Here is a 24,371-nt window from a genome sequence, read left to right as displayed (position 1 = left end):
TGCTCGGGCAGATTTTCCGCAAATACCTGATGGAACTGCAGAACGCCGATGGGCGAACGCCGTTTTCACCTCTTCCCTGATTTTTGCGCCGACCTTTCTGGCCTCTTCGCGAGCAGGCTCGCTCCCACAGAGGATCTTCTGAACACTGGAGATCTACTGTGGGAGCGAGCCTGCTCGCGAATGAGGGCGACGCGGTCCTGAAGCTTACTTCTCAGGCATCGGCATCGGAAACGGCATGACATTGCCGACCGCGCCCCGGGCTTCGCTGATTTTCGGCGTGCCCAGACGTTCCACTTCGTCGATGCGCACGATCGAATGCATCGGTACAAAGCTGCGCACCACGCCTTCGAACTGCGCCTTGAGCTTTTCTTCGCTCGGATCGACGACCATTTGCGTACGCTCGCCAAAGACGAATTCTTCAACTTCCAGGAAACCCCACAGATCACTTTGATAGATCTGCTTGGCGTACATTTCGAACACCTGGCCCTGGTTGAGGAAAATCACCTTGTAGATTGGAGCTTCGCGTTTGGTCATGGCGGGCGGATAACATCGGGGTAAAAATGAGGGCGCGAACTATAGCATAGCCACCGGACGCACAGCGGTAGGAACCTGACGGCTTGTTCCCTATAATGCGCGGTTCTTTGAATCACGTGACGACCCGAATCCATGGCCAAGAAGCTTTACATCGAAACCCACGGTTGCCAGATGAACGAGTACGACAGCTCGCGCATGGTCGATCTGCTGGGCGAACATCAGGCCCTGGAAGTCACCGCTCGCGCGGAAGACGCCGACGTGATTCTGCTCAATACCTGCTCGATCCGCGAACGCGCGCAAGACCGCGTGTATTCGCAGCTCGGCCGCTGGCGCGAACTGAAGCTGGCCAACCCGGACATGGTCATCGCCGTCGGCGGTTGCGTGGCCAGTCAGGAAGGCGCGGCGATCCGCGATCGCGCTCCCTACGTTGACGTGGTGTTCGGCCCGCAGACCCTGCACCGGCTGCCGGAAATGATCGATGCCGCGCGCATTACCAAGCTGCCGCAGGTCGACGTGTCGTTCCCGGAAATCGAAAAATTCGACCACCTGCCGGAGCCGCGTATCGACGGCCCGAGCGCTTATGTTTCAGTGATGGAAGGTTGCAGCAAGTACTGCACGTTCTGCGTGGTGCCGTACACCCGTGGCGAAGAAGTCAGCCGGCCGTTCGACGACGTGATCGCGGAAATCATTCACCTGGCCGAACACGGCGTGCGTGAAGTGACCTTGCTCGGGCAGAACGTCAACGGCTATCGCGGCCAGACCCACGACGGTCGTCTGGCCGATCTGGCCGAGCTGATTCGCGTGGTCGCCGCTGTCGATGGCATCGACCGCATCCGCTACACCACCTCGCATCCGCTGGAGTTCTCCGACAGCCTGATCCAGGCCCACGCCGAAGTGCCGGAACTGGTCAAGCACCTGCACCTGCCAGTGCAGTCGGGCTCGGACCGGATTCTCGCGGCGATGAAGCGCAACCACACGGCGCTGGAGTACAAATCCAAGCTGCGCAAATTGCGCGCCGCCGTACCGGGGATCTGCATCAGTTCGGACTTCATCGTCGGTTTCCCCGGCGAAACCGAGAAGGACTTCGAACAGACCATGAAGTTGATTGCCGATGTCGGCTTCGATTTCTCCTACTCGTTCGTCTATAGCCAGCGCCCGGGCACGCCCGCTGCCGATCTGGCCGATGACACGCCGGAAGAATTGAAGAAAGAACGTCTGAACGCGCTGCAACATCGTTTGAATCAGCAGGGCTTCGAGATCAGCCGACAAATGGTCGGTTCGATCCAGCGCATTCTGGTGACCGATTATTCGAAGAAAGACCCGGGCGAGCTGCAGGGCCGTACCGAGAATAATCGTATCGTCAACTTCCGCTGCGACAATCCGACCCTGATCGGCCAGTTCGCCGACGTGCACATCGACGCCGCGCAACCGCACTCACTGCGTGGTTCGCTGATTCAATAACGCTGCATTTCTCCTGTGGGAGCGAGCCTGCTCGCGAAGGCGATCTGTCAGACAAATCAATGTTGAATGTATCGCCGCCTTCGCGAGCAGGCTCGCTCCCACAGGTACAGCGTCAGAGGCATGAATCGGGCGGGCTCATTTAAGAGCTTTCGCACCCAGCCCACTGGCGTTATCCTTGATTTCATCCTAATTGCCCCAGGGCGGCTAAATACGACCTTGAACGCACCCATCGAACCACATCGTTTTCTCCTCGAGCCTTTTGAGGCTCGCCGCTTCGCCAATCTGTGCGGGCAATTCGACGAGCATTTGCGCTTGATCGAACAGCGCCTGGCCATCGAGATCCGCAATCGCGGAAACCAGTTCGAGTTGATTGGCGATCCAAAACTCACCACGTCCGCGGAAAACCTGCTGCGCCGCCTGTACCGGGAAACCAAGGGTACCGAGCTGTCGCCAGACCTGGTGCACCTGTTCATTCAGGAATCAGCAGATATCGACAATCCGGCCCCTGCCGAAGCGACCGTCGCCCTGCGCACCAAGAAAGGCATGATTCGCCCACGCGGCTTGAATCAGCAGCGCTACGTGAAGGAAATCCTCGGCAACGACATCAATTTCGGCATCGGCCCGGCCGGTACCGGCAAGACCTATCTGGCCGTGGCCTGCGCGGTGGATGCGCTGGAGCGCGAGCAGATCCGCCGCATCCTGCTGGTGCGTCCGGCGGTCGAAGCGGGCGAAAAACTCGGCTTCCTGCCCGGCGACCTTTCACAGAAGATCGACCCGTACCTGCGCCCGCTCTACGACGCGCTGTACGAAATGCTCGGTTTCGAATACGTCGCCAAGCTGATCGAGAAACAGGTAATCGAAGTCGCGCCGCTGGCCTACATGCGCGGTCGTACGCTGAACAACAGCTTCATCATTCTCGACGAGAGCCAGAACACCACCGTCGAGCAGATGAAGATGTTCCTCACGCGGATCGGCTTTGGCTCCACCGCCGTGATCACCGGCGACATCACTCAGGTCGACCTGCCGCGCGGCACCAAGTCCGGCCTGCACCATGTGATCGAAGTGCTCAAAGACGTGCCGGGCATCAGCTTCACCCACTTCCAGCCCAAAGACGTCGTGCGCCACCCGTTGGTGCAGCGGATCGTCGAGGCCTACGAGCGCTTCGAGACCCGTGCCGAAGCCGCGAAGGAAGCCTCGCGCGATGCTTGAGTTGGATCTGCAAATCGCCACCGAGGCCAGCGCGCCGAGTGAAGCCGAGTTCCGCCAGTGGTGCGAACTGGCCCTGCGCCAGCGCAGCGCTGATTCGGAAATGACCATTCGTCTGGTCGACGAGGAAGAAGGCCGCGAACTCAATCACACCTGGCGCCACAAGGACTACGCGACCAACGTGTTGTCGTTCCCGGCGGAAGTGCCTGACGAGTTTCTCGATATCCCGCTGCTCGGCGATCTGGTGATCTGCGTGGCCGTGGTCGAACGCGAAGCCGCCGAGCAGGGCAAGGAACTAAAGGCCCACTGGGCACATCTGGTCATTCACGGCTGCTTGCATCTGCTCGGTTACGACCATATAGATGACGACGAAGCCGAAGAAATGGAAGCACTGGAACGCGAGTTGCTTGCTGAACTGGGCTATCCCGATCCGTACGCGGACGACGAAACCGAACACTCCCCCATCGTTACAACAAAGGATTCAGAGTAATCGCTATGAGCGAAGATCGATCGAGCAACGGGCAGAAGTCATGGCTGGGTAAACTGACCCAGGCTTTTGCCCACGAGCCGAAGAACCGTCAGGAGCTCCTCGAGCTGCTGCGTGATGCACATCAGAACAAACTGCTGGACAGCGAAGCGCTGGCCATCGTCGAAGGCGCCATCCAGGTGGCTGACCTGCAAGTGCGCGACATCATGGTGCCGCGCTCGCAGATGATCAGCATCAAGGCGACCCAGACACCCCGCGAATTCCTCCCTGCCGTGGTCGACTCGGCCCACTCGCGCTATCCGGTCATCGGCGAAAGCCATGACGACGTAATGGGCGTGCTGCTGGCCAAGGATCTGCTGCCGCTGATCCTCAAGGAGAACGGCGACAGCTTCAACATCAAGGACCTGCTGCGCCCGGCCACCTTCGTGCCGGAGTCCAAGCGTCTGAACGTGTTGCTGCGTGAATTCCGTGCCAACCACAACCACATGGCCATCGTCATCGACGAATACGGCGGCGTGGCCGGCCTGGTGACCATCGAAGACGTGCTCGAGCAGATCGTCGGCGACATCGAGGACGAGCACGACGTCGAAGAAGACAGCTACATCAAGCCGCTGCCCAGCGGTGATTTCCTGATCAAGGCGCTGACGCCGATCGAGAACTTCAACGAGTTCTTCGACAGCGAGTTTTCCGACGACGAGTTCGACACCGTCGGCGGTCTGGTGATGAGCGCGTTCGGCCACTTGCCAAAGCGCAACGAAATCACTGAAATCGGCGCCTATCGTTTCCGCATCCTGAACGCCGACAGCCGTCGGATTCATTTGCTGCGTCTGACGCCAATTGCTCGTTAATTCTAAGGACTGAAATGCGCTGGACAACCCGCCCCGGCTGGCCCGGTAACCTGCTGGCCGTGGCGGCCGGTGCAATCACCACGTTCGCTCTCGCCCCGTTCGACATCTGGCCGCTGGCATTGCTGGCGGTTGGTCTGTTCTATGCCGGTTTGCGTGAGCTGAGCCCGCGTCAGGCGCTCGGCCGTGGCTGGTGCTTCGGCTTTGGCCTATTCGGCGCCGGCACCAGTTGGATCTATTACAGCATTCATCATTTCGGCGGCGCTTCGGTGTTGCTCGCCGGATTCCTGATGCTGCTGTTCACCGCGGCGATTGCCTGGTTCTTCGCCCTGCCCGCCTGGCTGTGGGCGCGCTGGTTGCGACGTAACGAAGCACCGCTGGCGGATGCCTTGGCCTTTGCGGCGTTGTGGGTCGGCCAGGAAGCGTTTCGTGGCTGGTTCCTTACCGGTTTCCCGTGGTTGTATTCCGGTTACAGTCAGCTCGACGGTCCGCTGGCCGGACTCGCGCCGGTGGGCGGTATGTGGCTGGTGTCGTTTGTTCTGGCACTTACAGCAGCGCTGATCTACAACGCTCCGCGTTTGTTGCAGGCGCGCCGCAAAGGTTTTATCGCGGCCGGCGTGGTACTGCTGGCGGGGCCTTGGGTGGCGGGTATCGCGCTCAAGGGCCACGCGTGGACCAGCCCGTCGGGTGCACCGCTGACCGTGGCTGCGATTCAGGGCAACGTCGCGCAAAGCATGAAATGGGATCCGGCCGAGCTCAACGCGCAACTGGCGCTGTACCGTGATCTGAGCTTCCGCTCCAAACCAGTCGATCTGCTGATCTGGCCCGAGACCGCCGTGCCGGTATTGAAGGAGTCCGCCGAGGGTTACCTGACGATGATGGGCAACTTCGCCGCCGAGCGTAAATCGGCGTTGATCACCGGTGTGCCGATCCGCCAGACCGTGCATCACGAGCGGCGCTTCTTCAACGGTATCACTGTGGTCGGCGAAGGCGACGGCACTTACTTGAAGCAGAAACTGGTGCCGTTCGGCGAGTACGTGCCGTTGCAGGATGTGTTGCGCGGCTTGATCGCGTTCTTCGACCTGCCGATGTCGGACTTCGCGCGCGGCCCGTCGGATCAAGCGCTCTTGCAAGCCAAGGGTTACCAGATCGCACCGTTTATCTGCTACGAAGTGGTCTATCCGGAATTTGCCGCCGGCCTGTCGGCACGCAGCGATCTGCTGCTGACGATCAGCAACGACACCTGGTTCGGCACTTCGATCGGCCCGCTGCAACACCTGCAGATGGCGCAGATGCGCGCGCTGGAGGCCGGACGCTGGATGATCCGCGCCACCAACAACGGCGTCACCGGCCTGATCAACCCGTTCGGGCAGATCACCGAGCAGATTCCACAGTTCGAACAAGGCGTGTTGTATGGCGAAGTGGTGCCGATGCACGACCTGACACCGTATCTGCAATGGCGCTCGTGGCCGCTGATCGTGTTGTGCCTGCTGCTGTTTGGCTGGGCGCTGATGGCCAATCGGATGTCAAAAACCCTCTGAGAAATGTGGCGAGGGGATTTATCCCCGCTGGAGTGCGCAGCAGTCCCCTCTTCTGAAGGTAAGAGAGGGGCCGCTACGCGCCCCATCGGGGATAAATCCCCTCGCCACGATGATCTTCAGCGGTAAAACAGCGAATACCCCACCTGCCCCACCGCCTCATTGAGCAACTGCCCGCTCTGCCAGATCGACTTGAACTCCGGCAGCCAGCCGCCGAATGGCCGGGCGTTGTCAGTGCCTAAAAAGCCCACCGGTGCCGGCACCACTTCGAATCCGGCCTGCTCAAAGCTCCACACCGCGCGCGGCATGTGCCACGCCTGCGTCACCACGACAACCCGCTTGATCCCCTGCGGCAAGAGAATATCGGCCGTCATCTTCGCGTTCTCCCATGTGGTGCGGCTCTCGCCTTCCTGCCAGCGCACCGTTACGTCGAAATCATCACGCAACGAATCTGCCATCAATTTCGCTTCGGTCGGCGGCGTGCCGTAGTGCAGGCCGCCGCTGGTCAGAATCGGCAGGCCCGAGGCCTTGGCCAGGCGCGCCGCGTAACGCTGACGCTCAAGACCGATGCCGGTCGGCTGGTCTTCGCCCCACGCGATGTCTCCGCGCTCGCGACCCGAGCCCAGCACCACAATCGCATCGGCACGTTGCGCCAGGGTCGTCCATTCTGACCGCGCCAGCGGCGGCTCACGTTCCAGCGCCTTGGCGCTCCACTGCACCACCACCGGCAGGCTCATCAGCAGCAGGCCACCAAAACCAACGGCAAAACACACGCCAGCCAATCGCGGCCGCGAGCGGCGCAGCCACCAGGCGGCCAGCAACAGCAGCAAAAGAATGCCGGGCGGCAGTAAAAGTTGTTTGATGAAATATCGAAAGGGCATCGGGCATCTCCAAAGATGCCCGAAGCCTAAGAGTGTTGATTACGAGTTACAACCAATAGGCGGGATCCTGTTGCAAAAGATCCGTTTCATGACCTGCCATGCGCTTACTTGGCCTGCACAGAACGCACCTTGCCGGTGTCTCTGCGCGGCGCCTTGTCCTTGAGCCAGATGACCTTGGCCGAATGTGCTGCATCGAGTTGCTTCACTGCTTGAGACAGGCATCCCTGCGTTTCACGTTCACTACGATCCAGATAGGCCTTGACCAGTTTGAACTCGGCGGGGCTCAAGCCACGCAATTCCAGTTCTAGGGGGCGCTCGTCGCGCAGCCGGTCGGCGGTTTTCACGGCGTCCAGCGCCATGCCCAGACGATCGATCAACCTTTCGTACAACTCGGGTTTCGTTACGTTTTTTTTCCGTTGCTCCACCATCCCTCACCTCATTGAAGATAAGACTCACTCCCCAGTTAGAGCTTAGCTTCGCTGCACGAACCGGCTACACGCCGCGACCAACGGCCCTCGTCGCCCAAAAGGTCTGGCAAACAGCTGTAATCAGGGTTTCCCTCGGCCAAGCGCGGTCATGTATGCTACGGCGCTTCCTGTCATTCCACTTCCAGCGCACCCGGGCCATCCCGGATGCCGCCGTCGAAGAGGATTAGGCCACCCCTATCCAGTACAAAAGTAGCCATGCACGAACAATATCAGCCACGTGAGATCGAAGCCGCCGCCCAGTCGTTCTGGGATGAGCAAAAGTCCTTTGAAGTCAGTGAACAGCCAGGCAAGGAAACCTACTACTGCCTGTCGATGTTCCCTTACCCCAGCGGCAAGCTGCACATGGGCCACGTGCGCAACTACACCATCGGCGACGTGATCTCGCGCTACCAGCGCATGCAGGGCAAGAATGTGCTGCAGCCAATGGGTTGGGATGCGTTCGGCATGCCGGCGGAAAACGCCGCAATGAAAAACAACGTAGCGCCCGCCAAGTGGACCTACGAGAACATCGCCTACATGAAGTCGCAGCTGCGCAGCCTCGGCCTCGCGGTGGACTGGTCCCGTGAAGTGACCACCTGCAAGCCGGACTACTACCGCTGGGAACAATGGCTGTTCACCCGCCTGTTCGAAAAAGGCGTGATCTACCGTAAGAACGGCACCGTGAACTGGGACCCGGTCGACCAGACCGTTCTGGCCAACGAGCAAGTCATCGACGGCCGTGGCTGGCGTTCCGGCGCGCTGATCGAAAAGCGCGAAATCCCGATGTACTACTTCAAGATCACCGCTTACGCCGACGAGCTGCTGGAAAGCCTCGACGAACTGACTGGCTGGCCGGAACAGGTCAAGACCATGCAGCGCAACTGGATCGGCAAGTCCCGTGGCATGGAAGTGCAGTTCCCGTACAACGTCGATTCGATCGGCGAAGCCGGGACCCTGAAAGTCTTCACCACCCGTCCGGACACCCTGATGGGCGCGACCTACGTCGCCGTAGCTGCCGAGCACCCGCTGGCCACCCTGGCCGCGCAGAACAATCCCGAGCTGCAAGCGTTCATCGCTGAATGCAAGGGCGGCAGCGTCGCTGAAGCCGATGTCGCCACCCAGGAAAAGAAAGGCCTGCCGACCGGCCTGTTCGTCGAGCACCCGCTGACCGGCGAGAAGCTGCCGGTGTGGGTCGCCAACTACGTGCTGATGCACTACGGCGACGGCGCGGTCATGGCTGTTCCGGCCCACGACGAGCGCGATTTCGAATTCGCTCACAAGTACAACCTGCCGGTGAAATCGGTGGTGCGCACCAGTTCCGGTGACACCAACCCGGCGCCGTGGCAGGACGCCTATGGCGAGCACGGCACGCTGATCAACTCCGGTGAGTTCGACGGCCTCGACTTCGCCGGCGCGTTCGACGCCATGGAAGTGGCGCTGATCAAGAAAGAACTCGGCGCCTCGCGCACCCAGTTCCGCCTGCGCGACTGGGGCATCAGCCGCCAGCGCTACTGGGGCTGCCCGATCCCGATCATCCACTGCGCCGCGTGCGGCGACGTGCCGGTGCCGGAAGACCAACTGCCTGTCGTTCTCCCGGAAGACGTGGTGCCGGACGGCGCCGGTTCGCCGCTGGCGCGCATGCCCGAGTTCTACGAGTGCAGTTGCCCGAAATGCGGCGCGCCGGCCAAGCGCGAAACCGACACCATGGACACCTTCGTCGAGTCGTCGTGGTACTACGCCCGCTACGCCTCGCCGCACTTTGAAGGTGGCCTGGTGGAAAAATCCGCCGCCGACCACTGGCTGCCGGTGGATCAGTACATCGGCGGTATCGAACACGCCATTCTGCACCTGCTCTACGCGCGCTTCTTCCACAAGTTGATGCGCGATGAAGGTCTGGTCAGCTCCAACGAGCCGTTCAAGAACCTGCTGACCCAGGGCATGGTGATCGCCGAGACTTACTATCGTCGCGAAGCCAATGGTGCCTATACCTGGTTCAACCCGGCGGACGTGGAACTGGAGCGTGACAGCAAAGCCAAGGTCATCAGCGCCAAGCTGAAATCCGACGGCCTGCCGGTGGAAATCGGCGGTACCGAGAAGATGGCCAAGTCAAAGAACAACGGCGTCGACCCGCAGTCGATGATCGACCAGTTCGGCGCCGACACCTGCCGCCTGTTCATGATGTTCGCCTCGCCGCCTGACATGAGCGCGGAATGGTCCGACTCCGGCGTTGAAGGTTCGCACCGTTTCCTCAAGCGCGTCTGGCGTCTGGCGCAAGCCCACGTCACCCAGGGCCTGCCGGGCAAACTGGATATCGCCGCTCTGAACGACGAGCAGAAAACCGTGCGTCGTGCGATTCACCTGGCGATCAAGCAGGCCAGTCATGACGTCGGCCAGAACCACAAATTCAACACCGCCATCGCTCAGGTGATGACGCTGATGAACGTGCTGGAAAAAGCCGCCCAAGGCACCGAACAGGACCGCGCGCTGCTGCACGAAGGCCTGGAAGCGGTGACCCTGCTGCTGGCACCGATCACCCCGCACATCAGCCACGAACTGTGGAAGCAGTTGGGTCACGCCGATGCGGTGATCGATGCAGGCTGGCCGGCCGTGGACGAAAGTGCCTTGGTGCAGGACAACCTGACCCTGGTGATTCAGGTCAACGGCAAGCTGCGCGGGCAGATCGAAATGCCGGCCAGCGCCACCCGCGAAGAGATCGAAGCCGCCGCGCGCACCAACGAAAACGTGCTGCGTTTCGTCGACGGCCTGACCATTCGCAAAGTGATCGTGGTGCCGGGCAAACTGGTCAACATAGTCGCCAGCTAAATTGGATCGGCTGCCAGGCTCGCCTGGCAGCCAGTAAAACCTTTCGGGCCGCAGAGTCGGCTCACCTGGTTTCAAGGGGAGCAACACAATGATCAAACGCAATCTGCTGGTGATGGGCCTCGCCGTTCTGCTGAGCGCCTGCGGTTTCCAGTTGCGTGGTACCGGCACCAATGAACTGTCGATCAAGGAAATCGACCTGAGCGCGCGCAACGCTTACGGCGAAACCGTGACTCAATTGCGCCAGGTGCTGGAGTCCAGCGGCGTCAAGGTCTACACCGGCGCGCCATACAAGTTGTACCTGGCTGACGAGCAGGAAAACCAGCGCATTCTCAGCTATGCCGGCGCCGGTCGCACAGGCGAGTATCAGGTCAGTACCGTGCTGAGCTACGACATCCGCGGCGAGAACAATCTGTCACTGATCAGCGACAAGCTTGAAGTGCAGAAGGTGTTCATTCATGACGGCAACAACCTTGTCGGCTCCGATCAGGAAGCCAGTGACGCCCGTCGCGAGACCCGTCGTGAACTGGTTCAGCGCATGATGCTGCGTCTGTCACAACTGACCCCGGGCCAGTTGCAGCAACTGCAGCAAACCGCCAACGACCGCGCCAAGGCTGAAGCCGATGCGCTGGAAGCGGCACAGAAGGCTGAGGCGGAAACTCCGCGTCAGTCGCCGCTCGAAATCCCGCAGCAGTAAGACGGTCGGGGCGCCCAGGCGCCCCGTTCGCCCTTTCTTATGAAGCTCGCTCCCGCGCAACTCGGCAAACACCTGCAAGGCGCACTCGCGCCGGTCTACATCATCAGCGGCGATGACCCGCTGCTGTGCCAGGAAGCCGCCGACGCCATCCGCACCGCTGCCCGCCAGCAAGGTTTCGACGAACGCCAAGTCTTCGCCGCCGACGCCAATTTCGATTGGGGTACGTTGCTGCAGGCCGGCGCGAGCATGTCGCTGTTCGCCGAAAAACGCCTGCTGGAGCTGCGCCTGCCGTCGGGCAAGCCTGGCGACAAAGGCGCCGCCGCGCTGATCGAATACTGCTCACGCCCTGCTGAAGACACTGTCCTGCTGATCAGCTTGCCGAAGCTCGATGGCAGCGCGCAGAAAACCAAGTGGGGCAAGGCGCTGGTCGAAGGCCAGCAAACCCAGTTCGTGCAGATCTGGCCGGTGGATGCCAATCAGCTGCCGAGCTGGATTCGTCAGCGCCTGTCCCAGGCCGGTCTATCGGCCAGCCAGGATGCGGTCGAATTGATTGCCGCGCGTGTCGAAGGCAACCTGCTCGCCGCTGCCCAGGAAATCGAAAAGCTCAAGTTGATGGCCGAAGGTGGGCAGATCACCGTCGAAACCGTTCAAGCCGCCGTGGCCGATAGTGCGCGGTTTGACGTGTTCGGCCTGACCGACGCGGTGCTCAACGGCGAACCGGCCCACGCCTTGCGCATGCTTGAGGGTTTGCGCGGCGAAGGCGTCGAACCGCCGGTGATCCTCTGGGCACTGGCGCGGGAGTTGCGCCTGCTGGCCAACATTTCCCTGCAATACAGCCAGGGCACGCCACTGGACAAGTGCTTCAGCCAGTCGAAACCGCCGGTCTGGGACAAGCGCAAGCCGCTGATGAGCAAGGCACTGCAACGCTACTCGGCGCAACGCTGGGCGCAGTTGCTGCTCGAAGCGCAGCGTATCGACGCGCAGATCAAGGGTCAGGCGGCGGGATCGCCGTGGATGAGCTTGAGTCGCTTGGCTCTATTGATGGCAGGCCAACGCCTGTCTTTGCCTGCCGAATAAGATCAAAAGATCGCAGCCTTCGGCAGCTCCTACATTTGGAATGTATTCCCCCTGCAGGAGCTGCCAGAGGCTGCGATCTTTTGACTTTTCTTTAGCATGAGCAGATTATCCGCAACGCGAAACCCACCACACCGAGAGAACCCTCATGAGCAAAAAGCCAGCAAAGCATGGCCCCAACAAGGCCAAATCCATCGTCGCCCAGCCCTTGTTCCGCAGCCGCCAGGAACGACCAGCCAAGGGCAAAGGCAGCTACCGCCGCGAAGCCTTCCGGTCTGACAACCGGGAGGCTTTTTACTTTCTGGCTGCCTGAAGCGCACTACCCCCCGCTCATGTTAAGGTCTGCACCTGATTCGTTTCCCCTGGAACTGTGCATGCCCCCAAGTCTTTCCCGTCGTTGGCCCGTGCGCCAATTGATCGCTGCCTCCAGCTTCATCCTGCTTGTCGCCTGCGCGGAAAAACCCACCGCCGCCGATGCACAACCGCTTCAAGCCGCCCCGGTTACCACGGCCCCAGCGATTATTCCGCCGGTAGTGCCGTCCGCCGATCCGCTCGATATTCAACCGACCCAGACCTTCGCCGAATGGCAGGCAGGTTTTCGCAAGGACGCCCTCGCCGCCGGGATTCGCCCCGAGCTGTTCGATCAGGCATTTGCCAATGTCAGCTTCGACGCCAGCGTGATCCGCGCCGATCGCAGTCAGCCGGAGTTTTCCCGCCCGGTGTGGGAATACCTCGACGGTGCGCTGTCACCGCTGCGCGTACGCAAGGGCCAGGCGCTGATCAACCAGTACGCCGACATTCTGCAGAGCATCGAGCAGCGTTATGGCGTCGATCGCCAGGCGCTGGTGTCGGTGTGGGGCATGGAAAGCAATTTCGGTCAGTTTCAGGGCAGCAAGTCGGTGATCAACTCGCTGGCCACCCTTGCCTACGAAGGCCGTCGTCCGGGCTTTGCTCACGCGCAACTGATCGCCGCCCTGCAGATTCTGCAACAGGGCGATATCACCCCGGAGAAAATGCTCGGCTCCTGGGCCGGCGCGATGGGCCAGACCCAGTTCATTCCGACCACTTACAACACCCACGCCGTGGATTTTGACGGTGACGGTCGCCGCGACATCTGGGGCAGCCCGGCCGATGCGCTCGCCTCGACCGCGCATTATCTGCAAAGCTCGGGCTGGCAACGCGGCCAGCCGTGGGGTTTTGAAGTGCAATTGCCGAGCGGTTTCAACTACACGCTGGCCGATGGCGCGATTCGCAAAAGCGTCGCCGAATGGCGGCAACTGGGCGTGAACCTGCCCAATGGCGCGCAGGTGCCAGCCGGCTCCGAACAACTGTCAGCCGCCCTGCTGTTGCCGGCCGGGTATCGTGGCCCGGCGTTTCTGATCCTCGATAACTTCCGAGCGATTCTCAAGTACAACAATTCGTCGTCGTATGCGCTGGCGGTGAGCCTGTTGTCCGAGCGTTTCGAAGGAGCGGGCCTGATCAACGGCAACTGGCCGAAAGATGATCTGCCGCTGAGCCGTACTGAGCGCATCGAACTGCAAACGCTATTGAGCGCGCGTAATTATGACGCCGGCACAGCGGACGGGATTATCGGCGCCAATACGCGCAAAGCGATTCGCAGTGCCCAGCAGGCGCTGGGCTGGCCGGCGGATGGGTATCCGACGCACAAGTTGCTTGAGAGCCTGCGCACCCAATAGAAAGACTGCCGTATGGCGGATATCGCTTTCGCGAGCAGGCTCGCTCCCACAGTTGAGCGTATTCCAATGTGGGAGCGAGCCTGCTCGCGAAGACTGACTGTCAGGCAATAACCGTTTCAGCCTTGATGACCACATCCTGCTCCAGCAGCAACTCCTGCTTTCCCGCATCCAGGCGCACCAGCGCGCCCAACGGCAGTGTCAGGTTCGGGTCGCAATGGCCACTGCGCCAACCCGACAACACCGGAATCCGCAACGACTCAAAGGTTTGCTTGAGCAAGCGATTCAGCGCGTCGACCTCCACTCCGGCGATATCACCGACCAGCACACCGCGCAGTCGGGCCAGCTTGCCGGCCAGACGCATCTGGGTCAGCAGCCGATCAATGCGATACAGCGGCTCGTTGATGTCCTCGATGAACAGAATCACCCCTTCGACATCAATCTCGTAGGGCGTGCCGAGGGTTGCAGCAATCATCGCCAGGTTGCCGCCGAGCAAACGCCCGTGAGCGATGCCCGGTTCGACGGTTGATAACGGATAAGCCGCCGGATGGCTGAGCACACTGCCCGCTTTCAATTGCCCGCGCAGCATGGCGAAGAATGAAGTGACGGTCGGCGGCTCTTTGTCGCCCAGCAGGTCGGCATTGAGCAGCGGCCCGTGAAAGGTCACAAACCCGGCGTAGCGACTGATGGCCAGGTGGAGCGCAGTAATGTCGCTATAGCCGACAAAGGGTTTGGCGTGACGGCTGAGCAGGTCGTAATCGATTCGGTCGAGCAGACGCGGCGTGCCGTAGCCGCCGCGCAGGCAAATGATCGCGTCGACTTCGGGATCAGCGAACGCTGCATGCAGATCGCGCAGGCGTACGTCGTCACTGCCAGCCAGATAGCCGTCCTTCTCATAGACACCCGGAAACACCTTCAGCCCATAGCCGCGCGCGCGCATCCATTGCAGCGCTTTTTCAGTGTCGAGGGCGCCGGGACCGGCAGGCGCGATGACGCCGATCGTCCCTTCGGAGGGCAGCGCCGGTACGGCTCGGTGGGCAATCAGGGTGTGGCTCGGTCGAACGGTCATCCTTGGGCTCCAGCGGTAAAGTCATGCACACACAGTAGTCAGCTGAAGAGACAAACAAAAGCCCCTTGTCTCAGGCAAAAAAATGCCCGCCGAGGAACCGTCCTCGGCGGGCATTTTTACATCAGCAGTGAATCAGGAACCCAGCAGCTCGGCCTTGACCAGCTTCGCCTGCTCGTCGGCGTGGTACGAGGAGCGTACCAATGGACCGGAAGCAACGTTCTTGAAGCCCATCTTGTAACCTTCTTCGGCGAACCAGGCGAAGGTCTCCGGGTGCACGAAACGCTGCACCGGCAAGTGACTGCGCGACGGTTGCAGGTACTGGCCGAGAGTCAGCATGTCGATGTCGTGTTCGCGCATGCGCTTCATGACTTCGATGACTTCCTCGTCGGTCTCGCCCAGGCCCAGCATCAGGCCGGACTTGGTCGGAATGTGCGGCATCATCTGCTTGAAGCGTTGCAGCAGGGTCAGCGACCACTGATAGTCCGAACCCGGACGCGCAGCCTTGTACAGGCGTGGCACGGTTTCCAGGTTGTGGTTGAACACATCCGGCGGCTCGGCGGCGGTGATTTCCAGGGCGATGTCCATGCGGCCACGGTAGTCCGGGACCAGGGTCTCGAGCTGAACGTTCGGCGACAGTTTGCGGATTTCGCGGATGCAGTCGGCAAAGTGCTGGGCACCGCCGTCACGCAGGTCGTCACGGTCAACCGACGTGATCACCACGTATTTGAGCTTGAGGTCGGCGATGGCGATGGCCAGGCTTTCCGGCTCGTTGACGTCCAGTGGCTTCGGACGACCGTGGCCAACGTCGCAGAACGGGCAGCGGCGGGTGCAGATGTCGCCCATGATCATGAAGGTTGCGGTGCCGCCGGAGAAGCATTCGCCGAGGTTCGGGCAGGACGCTTCTTCGCAGACACTGTGCAGCTTGTGCTTGCGCAGCAGGCTCTTGATGCGGTCGACTTCCGGCGAAACCGGGATGCGCACGCGGATCCAGTCGGGTTTCTTCGGCAGTTCGGTGGTCGGGATGATCTTGACCGGGATGCGTGCAACCTTCTCGGCGCCGCGCAGCTTGACGCCGGCTTCAACCTTGGGACGCGGGGCCGGGCGCTCGGTCACGTCGAGCGTCGGGATCATGGTTTGCACTGCATCAGTAGTCATATCAGTCGATTCCGCCCGTGAGGGTCGTCTGCTCAGCATAGTCGAGGTGTTTGACGAGCTGCGCGCGCAGCCGGGCACTTACCTCGGCAAATTCAATCGATCCTGCGTGATCGCTCAGCTGGGTCATGGCCAGCCCGGCGTAGCCGCAGGGATTAATCCGTCGAAACGGTTCCAGGTTCATATCCACGTTCAGGGCCAGGCCATGAAAGGAACAACCGTGGCGAATGCGCAAACCCAGAGAAGCGATTTTCGCTCCATCGACATACACGCCGGGAGCATCTGGCTTGGCGGCGGCGGTAACGCCGTAGCTGGCCAGCAGTTCGATCAGGCAGGCTTCCATGCGGCTGACCAGATCGCGCACGCCGAAACCCAGCTTGCGCACATCCAGTAACAGATAGGCCACCAGTTGCCCGGGGCCATGATAAGTCACTTGGCCGCCACGATCGACCTGCACCACCGGAATATCTCCCGGCAGCAACAGGTGTTCTGCCTTGCCGGCCTGGCCCTGAGTGAACACCGGCGGGTGTTCGACGAGCCAGATTTCGTCGTCGGCAGCAGTGCCGCGCTCATTGGTGAAACGTTGCATGGCATGCCAGACCGGCTCGTAAGCCATCTGGCCCAGCTCGCGAAAGCCCAGCGTGCCGTGCATCACAACACCATGTGCACGAAGCCGGTCGCCCGCAGTTCGCTGTTGATGTTGTACAGCTGATCCTGATCGGTGGCGACGATGTGCAGCTGGATGGTGGTGTACTTGCCGGTGCTGCTCTGACGCTCGTCGATGCGCTCGTCATTGATGGTCGCGTGTTTCTTCACGATCTCGATGATCTGGTCTTTGCGGCCGACGCCCGTATCGCTGATCACCTTGACGGGATAATCCGTGACAGGAAATTCGATCTTTGGCGCCTTTACTTCGTTATCGGTCATGGCGTAACGGCCTCTTAAGCCGTGGTAACGCACATGGCCCCGCACCGGATCGGGGCGGGGCCATGCAGGTCAACACAAAATCAGTTGAACAAGCCGTAGAAGAATAGACGGATGCTATCCCACATGCGGCGGAAGATACCACCCTCCTCGACGCCATCCAGAGCGATCAGGTCGGCGCTGTGCACTACCTTGTCTTCCAGTTTGACTTCGACTTTACCGATCACGTCGCCCTTGGCGATTGGCGCAACCAGTTGCGGGTTCATGGTCATGCTGGCTGCGAGTTTCTTCAGCTGGCCTTTCGGCAGAGTCATGGTCAGGTCTTGCGCCAGGCCGGCCTTGACCTGGCTGGTGGTGCCTTTCCATACCGGCGCCTGCGCCAGTTCAGTGCCCTTCTGGTAGAAGGTCTGGGTTTCGAAGAAGCGGAAACCGTAGGTCAGCAGCTTCTGGGTTTCTGCGGCACGGGCCACTTCGCTGTTGGTGCCGAACACCACGGCGATCAGGCGCTGGCCGTCACGTACCGCCGAGGACACCATGCAGTAGCCGGCTTCATCGGTGTGGCCGGTTTTCAGACCGTCGACGGTCTTGTCGCGCCACAGCAGCAGGTTGCGGTTAGGCTGCTTGATGCCGTTCCAGAAGAACTCTTTCTGCGAGTAGATCGCATAGTGAGCCGGGTCTTCGTGGATGATCGCGCGAGCGAGGATCGCCATGTCGTGAGCGGACGAATAGTGCTCAGGGTTCGGCAGACCGGTCGGGTTCATGAAGTGGGTATTGGTCATGCCCAGTTCGGTGACGGTCTTGTTCATCAGGTCGGCGAACGCGTCTTCGCTGCCGGCGATGTGCTCGGCCAGGGCGACGCTGGCGTCGTTACCGGACTGGATGATGATGCCGTGCAGCAGGTCGCTGACAGTCACTTGCGAGCCGACCTTGATGAACATCCGCGAACCGCCGGTGCGCCAGGCGTTTTCGCTGACGGTCACCGGATCGTTTTCACCGATCTGGCCGCGACGGATTTCCAGGGTCGCGATGTACGCGGTCATCAGCTTGGTCAGGCTGGCCGGTGGCAGACGCTGGTCGCCGTTGTTTTCGACCAGCACGTTGCCGCTGCTGGCATCCATCAGAACGTAGGCCTTGGCGGCCAGTTGTGGTGGCGACGGCATCATCTCGGCCGCAAAGGCGGCTGGCGAGAGGAGCAGCGGGACTAGCAGACACAGGCGTTTGGCAAAGGTGGTGATGTTCATCCGTCTCTCGAAATCGCTAATGGAAACTGTCCTTGCGGACAAAATATAATCAGATGGCTTTCTGACGAGCCATCGCGTGTTCAGTTGCTCACTCCAGTCACCCTTGCCGGGCTTTTGTTCTTCGACGAGCCAACAACCTGGTTCACCCCCCGTATACCGCAAGTGAACCGTCAATCAAGGTCTACGTATTACTCGGTGACCACGCTGGGCGAACCCAGATTGGCCAGACGCACACTGTTCTGCACCTGGGCGATTTCACCCGGCGAGCCGATCGGCCCCAGGCGTACCCGGTGCAGGGTCTGCTGATTGCGCACGATCGAGCTGATGAACACTGGCGCGCTCACCATCCCGCTGAGCTTCGACCTCAGCAGTTCGGCAGCGTCCGGGTTGGCGAACGCGCCCACCTGCAGATACTGGCCAGACGCTGGTGCAGAAGCGTTTTTTTTTGCATCGATCTGCACGGGCACCACGGCCGCGGCGTGTTGCTGCGGCGGCGGTGTCCATTGCTCGACGGTGCCGGCCGAAGCCGTAATCACTGGCGCGCTATTCTGCGCCACTTGCGGCTCGTTGAGCATCAGCGGCGCCGGACGGCCCTTGGCCGCCCACCACTGCTGCGGATCGATGCCTTCGACCTTGACCCGCGCGGTGCCGGTTTCGGCATAGCCGAGCTTCTTCGCCGCTGCGTAGGACAAGTCGATGATGCGATCGGAGTAGAACGGCCCACGGTCGTTGACGCGCAGGATCACGGTCTTGTTGTTGTCCAGGTTGGTCACCCGAACGTAACTTGGCAGCGGCAAGGTCTTGTGCGCGGCACTCATGCCGTACAGGTCATACACTTCGCCGTTGGCGGTGTTCTGGCCATGGAACTTGGTGCCGTACCAGGACGCCGTGCCCGAAGCCACGTAGGTCTTGGATTCCTGTAACGGAAAATAGGTCTTGCCCAGCACGGTGTACGGATTGGCCTTGTACGGGCCGGTGTGCAGGGTCGGCGTCGCATCCGGGATGCGCGAAACATCGACATCCCACCACGGCGCGCCGTCTTTGTGCGCGCGGTTGATGTCCAGGCCCGGTTGGGCGCGGACAGCGGTGGACGGGGTCTTCTGCGTCGGCGTACGGCTGGTCGTGCAACTGGCGACCAGGACTGCCAACGCAGCGAAAGCCACCAGCTTCAGGGGTTTATTGTTAGGCAATGCCTGCATTACTTGACGCCCCGTGCTTGTACCAGCTGTTCAGACAGTTGATGTACGGCCATGGCGTACATCACGCTGCGGTTATAACGCGTGATCGCGTAGAAATTCTGCAGGCCCATCCAGTATTCAGGGCCGTTGTCGCCTTCGAGGCGAAATGCGGTAACCGGCATATCATCGCGCAGCGCATCATGACTTGACCAGCCCAGCGCCCGCAACTCTGCGACCGTCTTCACCGGTTCGATACCGGTGGTCAGGCCTTCATCGACCTGCTCGCCGCGCAAATCGGCGCGGCTGACCACCGGCTCGCCGGCAACCCAGCCATGACGCTTGAAATAGCTGGCGACGCTGCCAATGGCATCGTCCGGGTTGTTCCAGATATTGATGTGGCCATCACCGTCGAAGTCCACCGCGTAGGCGCGAAAGCTGCTCGGCATGAACTGCGGCAGGCCCATGGCCCCGGCGTACGAGCCTTTCAGGGTCAGCGGGTCGACCTGCTCTTCACGGGCCAGCAGCAGGAACTCACGCAGTTCCTTGCGGAAAAATTCGGCACGGGGAGGATAGTCGAAGCCGAGGGTCGATAAAGCATCGATCACGCGGAAATTGCCGGTATTACGTCCGAAAAAGGTCTCGACGCCGATGATCGACACGATGACCTGTGCCGGCACGCCGTATTCCTGCTCGGCACGGGCCAGGGTCGCCTCGTGCTGACGCCAGAAATCGACACCCCGGGCGATGCGCGCGTCAGTGATGAACATCGGGCGATATTCATTCCACTGCTTGACCCGTTCGGCGGGTTTGGAGATGGCGTCGAGAATCGACTGCTTGCGTTGCGCCTCGCGGAACACACCCATCAGTTGTTCACCGGCGAAACCGTAGTCGCGGGTCATTTCGCCGACGAATTCGGCCACCTGCGGCGAGCCTTCATAGTCGCCGGCCAGCGCTTCCTGCACGCTCCCCAGCAGGCCCATCAGGCCAACCAGCGGCGCGCATCGAGTCGCCCAGCCACGCATTACTTGCATTGCACTCTTCACCTTATTCAAACCTGTGCGATCCACTTGCGATGGGTATGGATCGACATCAAAACCCCAAACGCTGACAGCAGCGTCACCAGCGAAGTTCCTCCGTAGCTAATGAACGGCAACGGCACCCCCACGACCGGCAACAGGCCACTGACCATACCGATGTTGACGAAAACGTAAACAAAAAAAGTCATGGTCAACGCACCGGCGAGCAATTTGCCGAACAGCGTTTGCGCCTGGGCGGTGATCACCAGCCCGCGACCGATCAACAGCAGATAGATCAGCAGCAGCGCGCAAATCCCCACCAGACCGAACTCTTCACCGAGTACGGCAATGATGAAGTCGGTGTGGCTTTCCGGGAGAAAGTCCAGGTGTGACTGGGTGCCGAGCAGCCAGCCTTTACCGAATACGCCACCGGAACCGATCGCGGCTTTCGACTGGATGATGTTCCAGCCGGTACCAAGCGGATCGCTTTCCGGGTCGAGAAAGGTCAGGACCCGTTGCTTCTGATAGTCGTGCATGACGAAGAACCACATCGCCACCGACACCGGCACCGCCGCCGCCAGTACGCTGAGAATCCAGCGCCAGCGCAGGCCGCCCATGAACAGCACGAAGGCGCCACCGGCGAGAATCAGCAACGAGGTACCGAGATCGGGCTGGCGCACGATCAGAATGAACGGCACGCCAATCAGCATCAGGCTGATGCCTACGTGCTTGAGCTGCGGCGGCAAGGTGCGTTTGGACAGATACCAGGCGATGGTCGCCGGCATCAGGATCTTCATGAATTCCGAGGGCTGGAAGCGGATCACCCCGGGGATGTTGATCCAGCGCGTGGCGCCCATGGCGTTGTGGCCCATGATGTCGACGACGATCAGCAATATCACGCCGATCACGTAACCGAGCGGCACCCAGCGCGCCATGAAACGCGGTTCGAACTGGGCGATGACAATCATCGCCACCAGGCCGATGCCGAAGGATGTGGCCTGCTTGCCGAGCAGATCCCAGCTCTTGCCGCTGGCCGAATACAGCACGAACAGGCTGCCGGCGGCGAGGATCAGCAACAGGATCAACAGCGGGCCATCGATATGCAGTCTTTGCAGCAACGTCGCGCGGCGACGCATCACATCCTCGCTGGAGAGCATGCGATCGAAATTATTCATCACGGGCCGGGGCCTCCGCAGTGATTGGGCTGGCGTATTCGGCTTTCAGGTGGCCGTCCTGGTCGAGCAACCAGGCGTCCATGACCTGACGCACCACCGGCGCGGCAACACCGGAGCCGGATTCACCGTTCTCGACCATCACCGACACGACGATTTTCGGATCATCGGCCGGGGCGAAGCCGACGAACAGGGCGTGGTCGCGGTGGCGTTCCTGGACCTTGGAGCGGTCGTATTTCTCGCCCTGCTTGATCGCCACCACCTGCGCGGTACCGGACTTGCCGGCGATGCGGTATTGCGCGCCGATCGCTGCTTTGCGCGCGGTACCACGGGCACCGTGCATCACCTGCTGCATGCCGTGGTTGACCTTGTTCCAGTCGGACGGGTCGCGCAGGACGATGTTCGGCATCGGGTTTTCATCCACCGGCTTGACCCCGTCGAGGGACTTGGCCAGGTGCGGACGATTCCAGATGCCTTTGTTGGCCACCAGCGCCGTGGCCTGGGCCAATTGCAGCGGCGTCGATTGCATATAGCCCTGGCCGATCCCGAGAATCAGGGTCTCACCGGGGAACCACGCCTGCTTGCGCGTCGCCCGTTTCCATTCGCGGGACGGCATCAGGCCCGGGGATTCTTCGAACATGTCCAGCGAGACCTTCTGGCCGATGCCGAACTTGTTCATGTAGGTCGACAGCCGATCAATGCCGAGCTTGTGCGCCAGGTCATAGAAGTAGGTGTCGTTGGACCGCATGATCGCCGTGTCGAGGTCGACGAAGCCGTCACCGGTGCGGTTCCAGTTGCGGTACTTGTGGTCGTAGTTGGGCAGCATGTAATAGCCCGGGTCGAACACCCGGCTCGAAGCCGTGACCACGCCGGCGTCGAGACCGGCAATCGCTACCGCCGGTTTGATCGTCGAGCCCGGCGGGTACAGACCGCGCAGCACGCGGTTGAACAGCGGGCGGTCGATGGAATCACGCAACTCGGCGTAAGCCTTGAAGCTGATGCCGGTGACGAACAGGTTCGGGTCGAAACTTGGCTGACTGACCATCGCCAGCACTTCACCGGTCTTTGGATCGAGCGCGACCACCGCACCACGGCGCCCGCCCAGCGCGGCCTCGGCGGCTTCCTGCAACTTGATGTCGAGGCTCAGGACGATGTCCTTGCCGGGAATCGGATCGGTGCGCTTGAGCACGCGCAACACGCGGCCACGGGCGTTGGTCTCGACTTCCTCGTAACCGACCTGACCGTGCAGTTCCGGCTCGTAGAAACGCTCGATGCCGGTCTTGCCGATGTGATGGGTGCCGCTGTAGTTGACCGGGTCCAGCGATTTCAGCTCTTTCTCGTTGATCCGCCCCATGTAGCCCACCGAGTGCGCAAAGTGCGCGCCCTGCGGGTAATGCCGGACCAGTTGCGCGACCACTTCCACCCCGGGCAGGCGGAACTGGTTCACCGCGATGCGGGCGATCTGTTCTTCGGTCAGCTCGAACAGGATCGGCACCGGCTCGAACGGCCGGCGCCCCTGACGCATGCGTTTCTCGAAGATCACCCGGTCCTCGGGCGTCAGCTCCAGCACCTCGACGATGACGTCGAGCACCTGCTGCCAGTCGCCGGAGCGCTCGCGGGTCATGCTCAGGCTGAAGCTCGGCCGGTTGTCGGCCACAACTACGCCGTTGCGGTCGAAAATCAGCCCGCGCGTCGGCGGAATCGGCTGCACATGGACGCGGTTGTTTTCCGACAGAGTCGAGTGATACTCGTACTGGATCACCTGCAGGTAATACAGACGCGCGATCAGCACACAGATCAGCGCCACAATCACGATCGCACCGAACACGACACGGCTGCGCACCAGACGGGCGTCCTTTTCGTGGTCCTTGATGCGGATCGGCTGAGACATGAGGGCAGGCTTACTTGTGGTAAGGGTGGCCGGACAACACGGTCCAGGCACGGTACAACTGTTCGCCGATCAGGATCCGCACCAGCGGGTGCGGCAAGGTCAGCGGCGACAACGACCAGCGCTGGTCAGCGCGCGCACAGACTTCCGGTGCCAGCCCTTCCGGGCCGCCGACCATGAAGTTGACCGTGCGCGAATCCAGGCGCCAGCGATCGAGTTCGACCGCCAGTTGCTCGGTGCTCCACGGCTTGCCGTGAACCTCCAGCGTGACGATCCGCTCGTTGTGCCCGACCTTGGCCAGCATGGCTTCGCCTTCCTGGCGGATGAAACGGGCCACGTCGGCATTCTTGCCACGGGTATTGAGCGGAATTTCCACCAGTTCCAGCGCCAGCTCGGACGGAAGACGCTTGGCATATTCATGCCAGCCTTCTTCCACCCACTTGGGCATGCGTGAACCGACGGCGATCAGGCGCAGTCGCACAGCGATCCCTTAGAACTGGTCTTTGTTGAGCTTGGTGAAATGCTCGTGGGTGTTTTCCGGGCTGTGGTGCTTGGCATCGGCCGCACGGCTTTGCTCGGCACCGGCCCACAGACGCTCCAGGTCGTAGAACTGACGCGCCGAGGCGGTCATCATGTGCACGATCACCAGATCGAGGTCGAGCAGAACCCAGTCGCTGTCGCCCTTGCCTTCTTCGCCCAGTGGCTTGGCGCCCTGCTTCTTCACTTCCTCGCGGACCTTGTCCAGCATCGCGTTGATCTGGCGATTGGAGGTACCGGTGGCGATGATCATGTAGTCAGTGATGCTCTGCTTGTCGCGCACATCGATGATCTGGATGTCCTGGGCCTTGACGTCTTCCAGCGCGGCGACGGCAATCTTGACCAGTTCGTCGCCCTTGAGCGGCTCGTTGGTGTTGACGGCTTCCGGCAGTGGTGCGCTCTTGAACGTGCCTTTGCGCTTTACTTTCGGTAGATCTTTATCAGTCATATGTAACTCGTTTTGCTCATGTATTCGGCGGCTTGGGGATAC

Annotated in this window: 24 protein-coding genes and 1 pseudogene; 11 read left to right on the top strand and 14 right to left on the bottom strand. The window is 61.1% G+C overall.

The window, feature by feature from the left end:
* Positions 1 to 80, top strand: a pseudogene (locus D6877_RS22390) (sel1 repeat family protein); the annotation flags it as partial.
* A gap of 124 nt (positions 81 to 204) precedes the next feature.
* On the opposite strand, the gene D6877_RS22385 reads toward D6877_RS22390, so the two are convergent.
* A complete protein-coding gene (locus D6877_RS22385; RefSeq protein WP_016773045.1) occupies positions 205 to 534 on the bottom strand; it encodes a DUF1820 family protein in 330 nt (109 codons plus the stop codon).
* Positions 535 to 666: 132 nt separating this feature from the next.
* Between D6877_RS22385 and miaB the strand changes: the two genes are divergently transcribed.
* The 5 genes from miaB to lnt all read left to right on the top strand — a co-directional run bounded on the left by miaB (position 667) and on the right by lnt (position 6,074).
* Positions 667 to 1,995, top strand: coding sequence for a tRNA (N6-isopentenyl adenosine(37)-C2)-methylthiotransferase MiaB (gene miaB, locus D6877_RS22380; RefSeq protein WP_130912137.1), 1,329 nt, complete (start codon positions 667 to 669; stop codon positions 1,993 to 1,995).
* A 216-nt stretch (positions 1,996 to 2,211) separates the two neighbouring features.
* Positions 2,212 to 3,204: a PhoH family protein gene (locus tag D6877_RS22375; RefSeq protein ID WP_016773043.1), complete on the top strand. Its 993-nt coding sequence runs from the start codon at positions 2,212 to 2,214 to the stop codon at positions 3,202 to 3,204.
* Positions 3,197 to 3,691: an rRNA maturation RNase YbeY gene (ybeY, locus tag D6877_RS22370; protein WP_016773042.1), complete on the top strand. Its 495-nt coding sequence runs from the start codon at positions 3,197 to 3,199 to the stop codon at positions 3,689 to 3,691. The genes D6877_RS22375 and ybeY overlap by 8 nt, the downstream gene beginning before the upstream one ends.
* 5 nt (positions 3,692 to 3,696) lie before the next feature.
* Positions 3,697 to 4,536 carry an HlyC/CorC family transporter gene (locus D6877_RS22365; protein ID WP_007909641.1) on the top strand — a complete coding sequence of 280 codons (840 nt, stop codon included), beginning with the start codon at positions 3,697 to 3,699 and terminating at the stop codon, positions 4,534 to 4,536.
* A gap of 14 nt (positions 4,537 to 4,550) precedes the next feature.
* Entirely contained in the window at positions 4,551 to 6,074 is a 1,524-nt protein-coding gene (gene lnt, locus D6877_RS22360) for an apolipoprotein N-acyltransferase (RefSeq protein ID WP_130912136.1), read from the top strand.
* A 116-nt stretch (positions 6,075 to 6,190) separates the two neighbouring features.
* Here the strand turns inward: lnt and D6877_RS22355 are convergent, their stop codons facing one another.
* Together D6877_RS22355 and D6877_RS22350 are read right to left on the bottom strand one after the other, a co-directional pair.
* Positions 6,191 to 6,952, bottom strand: a complete 762-nt coding sequence (locus D6877_RS22355) for a YdcF family protein (protein ID WP_130912135.1) — start codon at positions 6,950 to 6,952, stop codon at positions 6,191 to 6,193.
* A gap of 104 nt (positions 6,953 to 7,056) precedes the next feature.
* On the bottom strand, positions 7,057 to 7,380 hold the full coding sequence (locus tag D6877_RS22350; RefSeq protein WP_024014441.1) for a hypothetical protein: 324 nt from the start codon (positions 7,378 to 7,380) through the stop codon (positions 7,057 to 7,059).
* A 255-nt stretch (positions 7,381 to 7,635) separates the two neighbouring features.
* Between D6877_RS22350 and leuS the strand changes: the two genes are divergently transcribed.
* The 5 genes from leuS to D6877_RS22325 all read left to right on the top strand — a co-directional run bounded on the left by leuS (position 7,636) and on the right by D6877_RS22325 (position 13,707).
* Positions 7,636 to 10,242: a leucine--tRNA ligase gene (gene leuS / locus D6877_RS22345; RefSeq protein WP_130912134.1), complete on the top strand. Its 2,607-nt coding sequence runs from the start codon at positions 7,636 to 7,638 to the stop codon at positions 10,240 to 10,242.
* Between the two features lie 88 nt (positions 10,243 to 10,330).
* A complete protein-coding gene (lptE, locus tag D6877_RS22340) occupies positions 10,331 to 10,936 on the top strand; it encodes an LPS assembly lipoprotein LptE (RefSeq protein WP_130912133.1) in 606 nt (201 codons plus the stop codon).
* A gap of 39 nt (positions 10,937 to 10,975) precedes the next feature.
* Positions 10,976 to 12,013: a DNA polymerase III subunit delta gene (holA, locus tag D6877_RS22335; protein ID WP_041477726.1), complete on the top strand. Its 1,038-nt coding sequence runs from the start codon at positions 10,976 to 10,978 to the stop codon at positions 12,011 to 12,013.
* A 145-nt stretch (positions 12,014 to 12,158) separates the two neighbouring features.
* Entirely contained in the window at positions 12,159 to 12,323 is a 165-nt protein-coding gene (gene arfA, locus D6877_RS22330) for an alternative ribosome rescue factor ArfA (RefSeq protein WP_016773035.1), read from the top strand.
* 61 nt (positions 12,324 to 12,384) lie between these two features.
* Positions 12,385 to 13,707: a lytic murein transglycosylase gene (locus tag D6877_RS22325; protein WP_130912132.1), complete on the top strand. Its 1,323-nt coding sequence runs from the start codon at positions 12,385 to 12,387 to the stop codon at positions 13,705 to 13,707.
* A 100-nt stretch (positions 13,708 to 13,807) separates the two neighbouring features.
* On the opposite strand, the gene D6877_RS22320 is transcribed toward D6877_RS22325, so the two are convergent.
* From D6877_RS22320 to rsfS, 11 genes are all read right to left on the bottom strand, one after another.
* The gene (locus D6877_RS22320; protein ID WP_130912131.1) at positions 13,808 to 14,773 is read right to left on the bottom strand and encodes an LD-carboxypeptidase; all 966 of its coding nucleotides are present in this window, start codon (positions 14,771 to 14,773) and stop codon (positions 13,808 to 13,810) included.
* Between the two features lie 132 nt (positions 14,774 to 14,905).
* Entirely contained in the window at positions 14,906 to 15,904 is a 999-nt protein-coding gene (lipA, locus tag D6877_RS22315; protein WP_178083735.1) for a lipoyl synthase, read from the bottom strand.
* Between the two features lie 25 nt (positions 15,905 to 15,929).
* Positions 15,930 to 16,577 carry a lipoyl(octanoyl) transferase LipB gene (gene lipB, locus D6877_RS22310; RefSeq protein ID WP_130912129.1) on the bottom strand — a complete coding sequence of 216 codons (648 nt, stop codon included), beginning with the start codon at positions 16,575 to 16,577 and terminating at the stop codon, positions 15,930 to 15,932.
* Positions 16,577 to 16,852, bottom strand: coding sequence for a DUF493 domain-containing protein (locus D6877_RS22305; RefSeq protein WP_130912128.1), 276 nt, complete (start codon positions 16,850 to 16,852; stop codon positions 16,577 to 16,579). The genes lipB and D6877_RS22305 overlap by 1 nt, the downstream gene beginning before the upstream one ends.
* Before the next feature lie 80 nt (positions 16,853 to 16,932).
* On the bottom strand, positions 16,933 to 18,090 hold the full coding sequence (locus D6877_RS22300; RefSeq protein ID WP_016773028.1) for a D-alanyl-D-alanine carboxypeptidase family protein: 1,158 nt from the start codon (positions 18,088 to 18,090) through the stop codon (positions 16,933 to 16,935).
* Positions 18,091 to 18,278: 188 nt separating this feature from the next.
* On the bottom strand, positions 18,279 to 19,289 hold the full coding sequence (locus tag D6877_RS22295; protein WP_016773027.1) for a septal ring lytic transglycosylase RlpA family protein: 1,011 nt from the start codon (positions 19,287 to 19,289) through the stop codon (positions 18,279 to 18,281).
* Positions 19,289 to 20,299: a lytic murein transglycosylase B gene (mltB, locus tag D6877_RS22290; RefSeq protein WP_130912127.1), complete on the bottom strand. Its 1,011-nt coding sequence runs from the start codon at positions 20,297 to 20,299 to the stop codon at positions 19,289 to 19,291. The genes D6877_RS22295 and mltB overlap by 1 nt, the downstream gene beginning before the upstream one ends.
* Positions 20,300 to 20,316: 17 nt before the next feature.
* Positions 20,317 to 21,420: a rod shape-determining protein RodA gene (rodA, locus tag D6877_RS22285; protein ID WP_050977864.1), complete on the bottom strand. Its 1,104-nt coding sequence runs from the start codon at positions 21,418 to 21,420 to the stop codon at positions 20,317 to 20,319.
* 31 nt (positions 21,421 to 21,451) lie between these two features.
* Positions 21,452 to 23,347 carry a penicillin-binding protein 2 gene (mrdA, locus tag D6877_RS22280; protein ID WP_071173699.1) on the bottom strand — a complete coding sequence of 632 codons (1,896 nt, stop codon included), beginning with the start codon at positions 23,345 to 23,347 and terminating at the stop codon, positions 21,452 to 21,454.
* A gap of 10 nt (positions 23,348 to 23,357) precedes the next feature.
* Positions 23,358 to 23,825, bottom strand: a complete 468-nt coding sequence (gene rlmH / locus D6877_RS22275) for a 23S rRNA (pseudouridine(1915)-N(3))-methyltransferase RlmH (RefSeq protein WP_011063671.1) — start codon at positions 23,823 to 23,825, stop codon at positions 23,358 to 23,360.
* Between the two features lie 9 nt (positions 23,826 to 23,834).
* The gene (rsfS, locus tag D6877_RS22270; RefSeq protein WP_016773024.1) at positions 23,835 to 24,329 is read right to left on the bottom strand and encodes a ribosome silencing factor; all 495 of its coding nucleotides are present in this window, start codon (positions 24,327 to 24,329) and stop codon (positions 23,835 to 23,837) included.
* Between the last annotated feature and the right edge of the window lie 42 nt (positions 24,330 to 24,371).

This window comes from Pseudomonas sp. Sample_9, from assembly GCF_004307535.1.
GTDB lineage: Bacteria > Pseudomonadota > Gammaproteobacteria > Pseudomonadales > Pseudomonadaceae > Aquipseudomonas > Aquipseudomonas mercuritolerans.
Note: the sequence above shows the minus strand (reverse complement) of the source record. Positions and strands in the feature narration are given on the sequence as shown.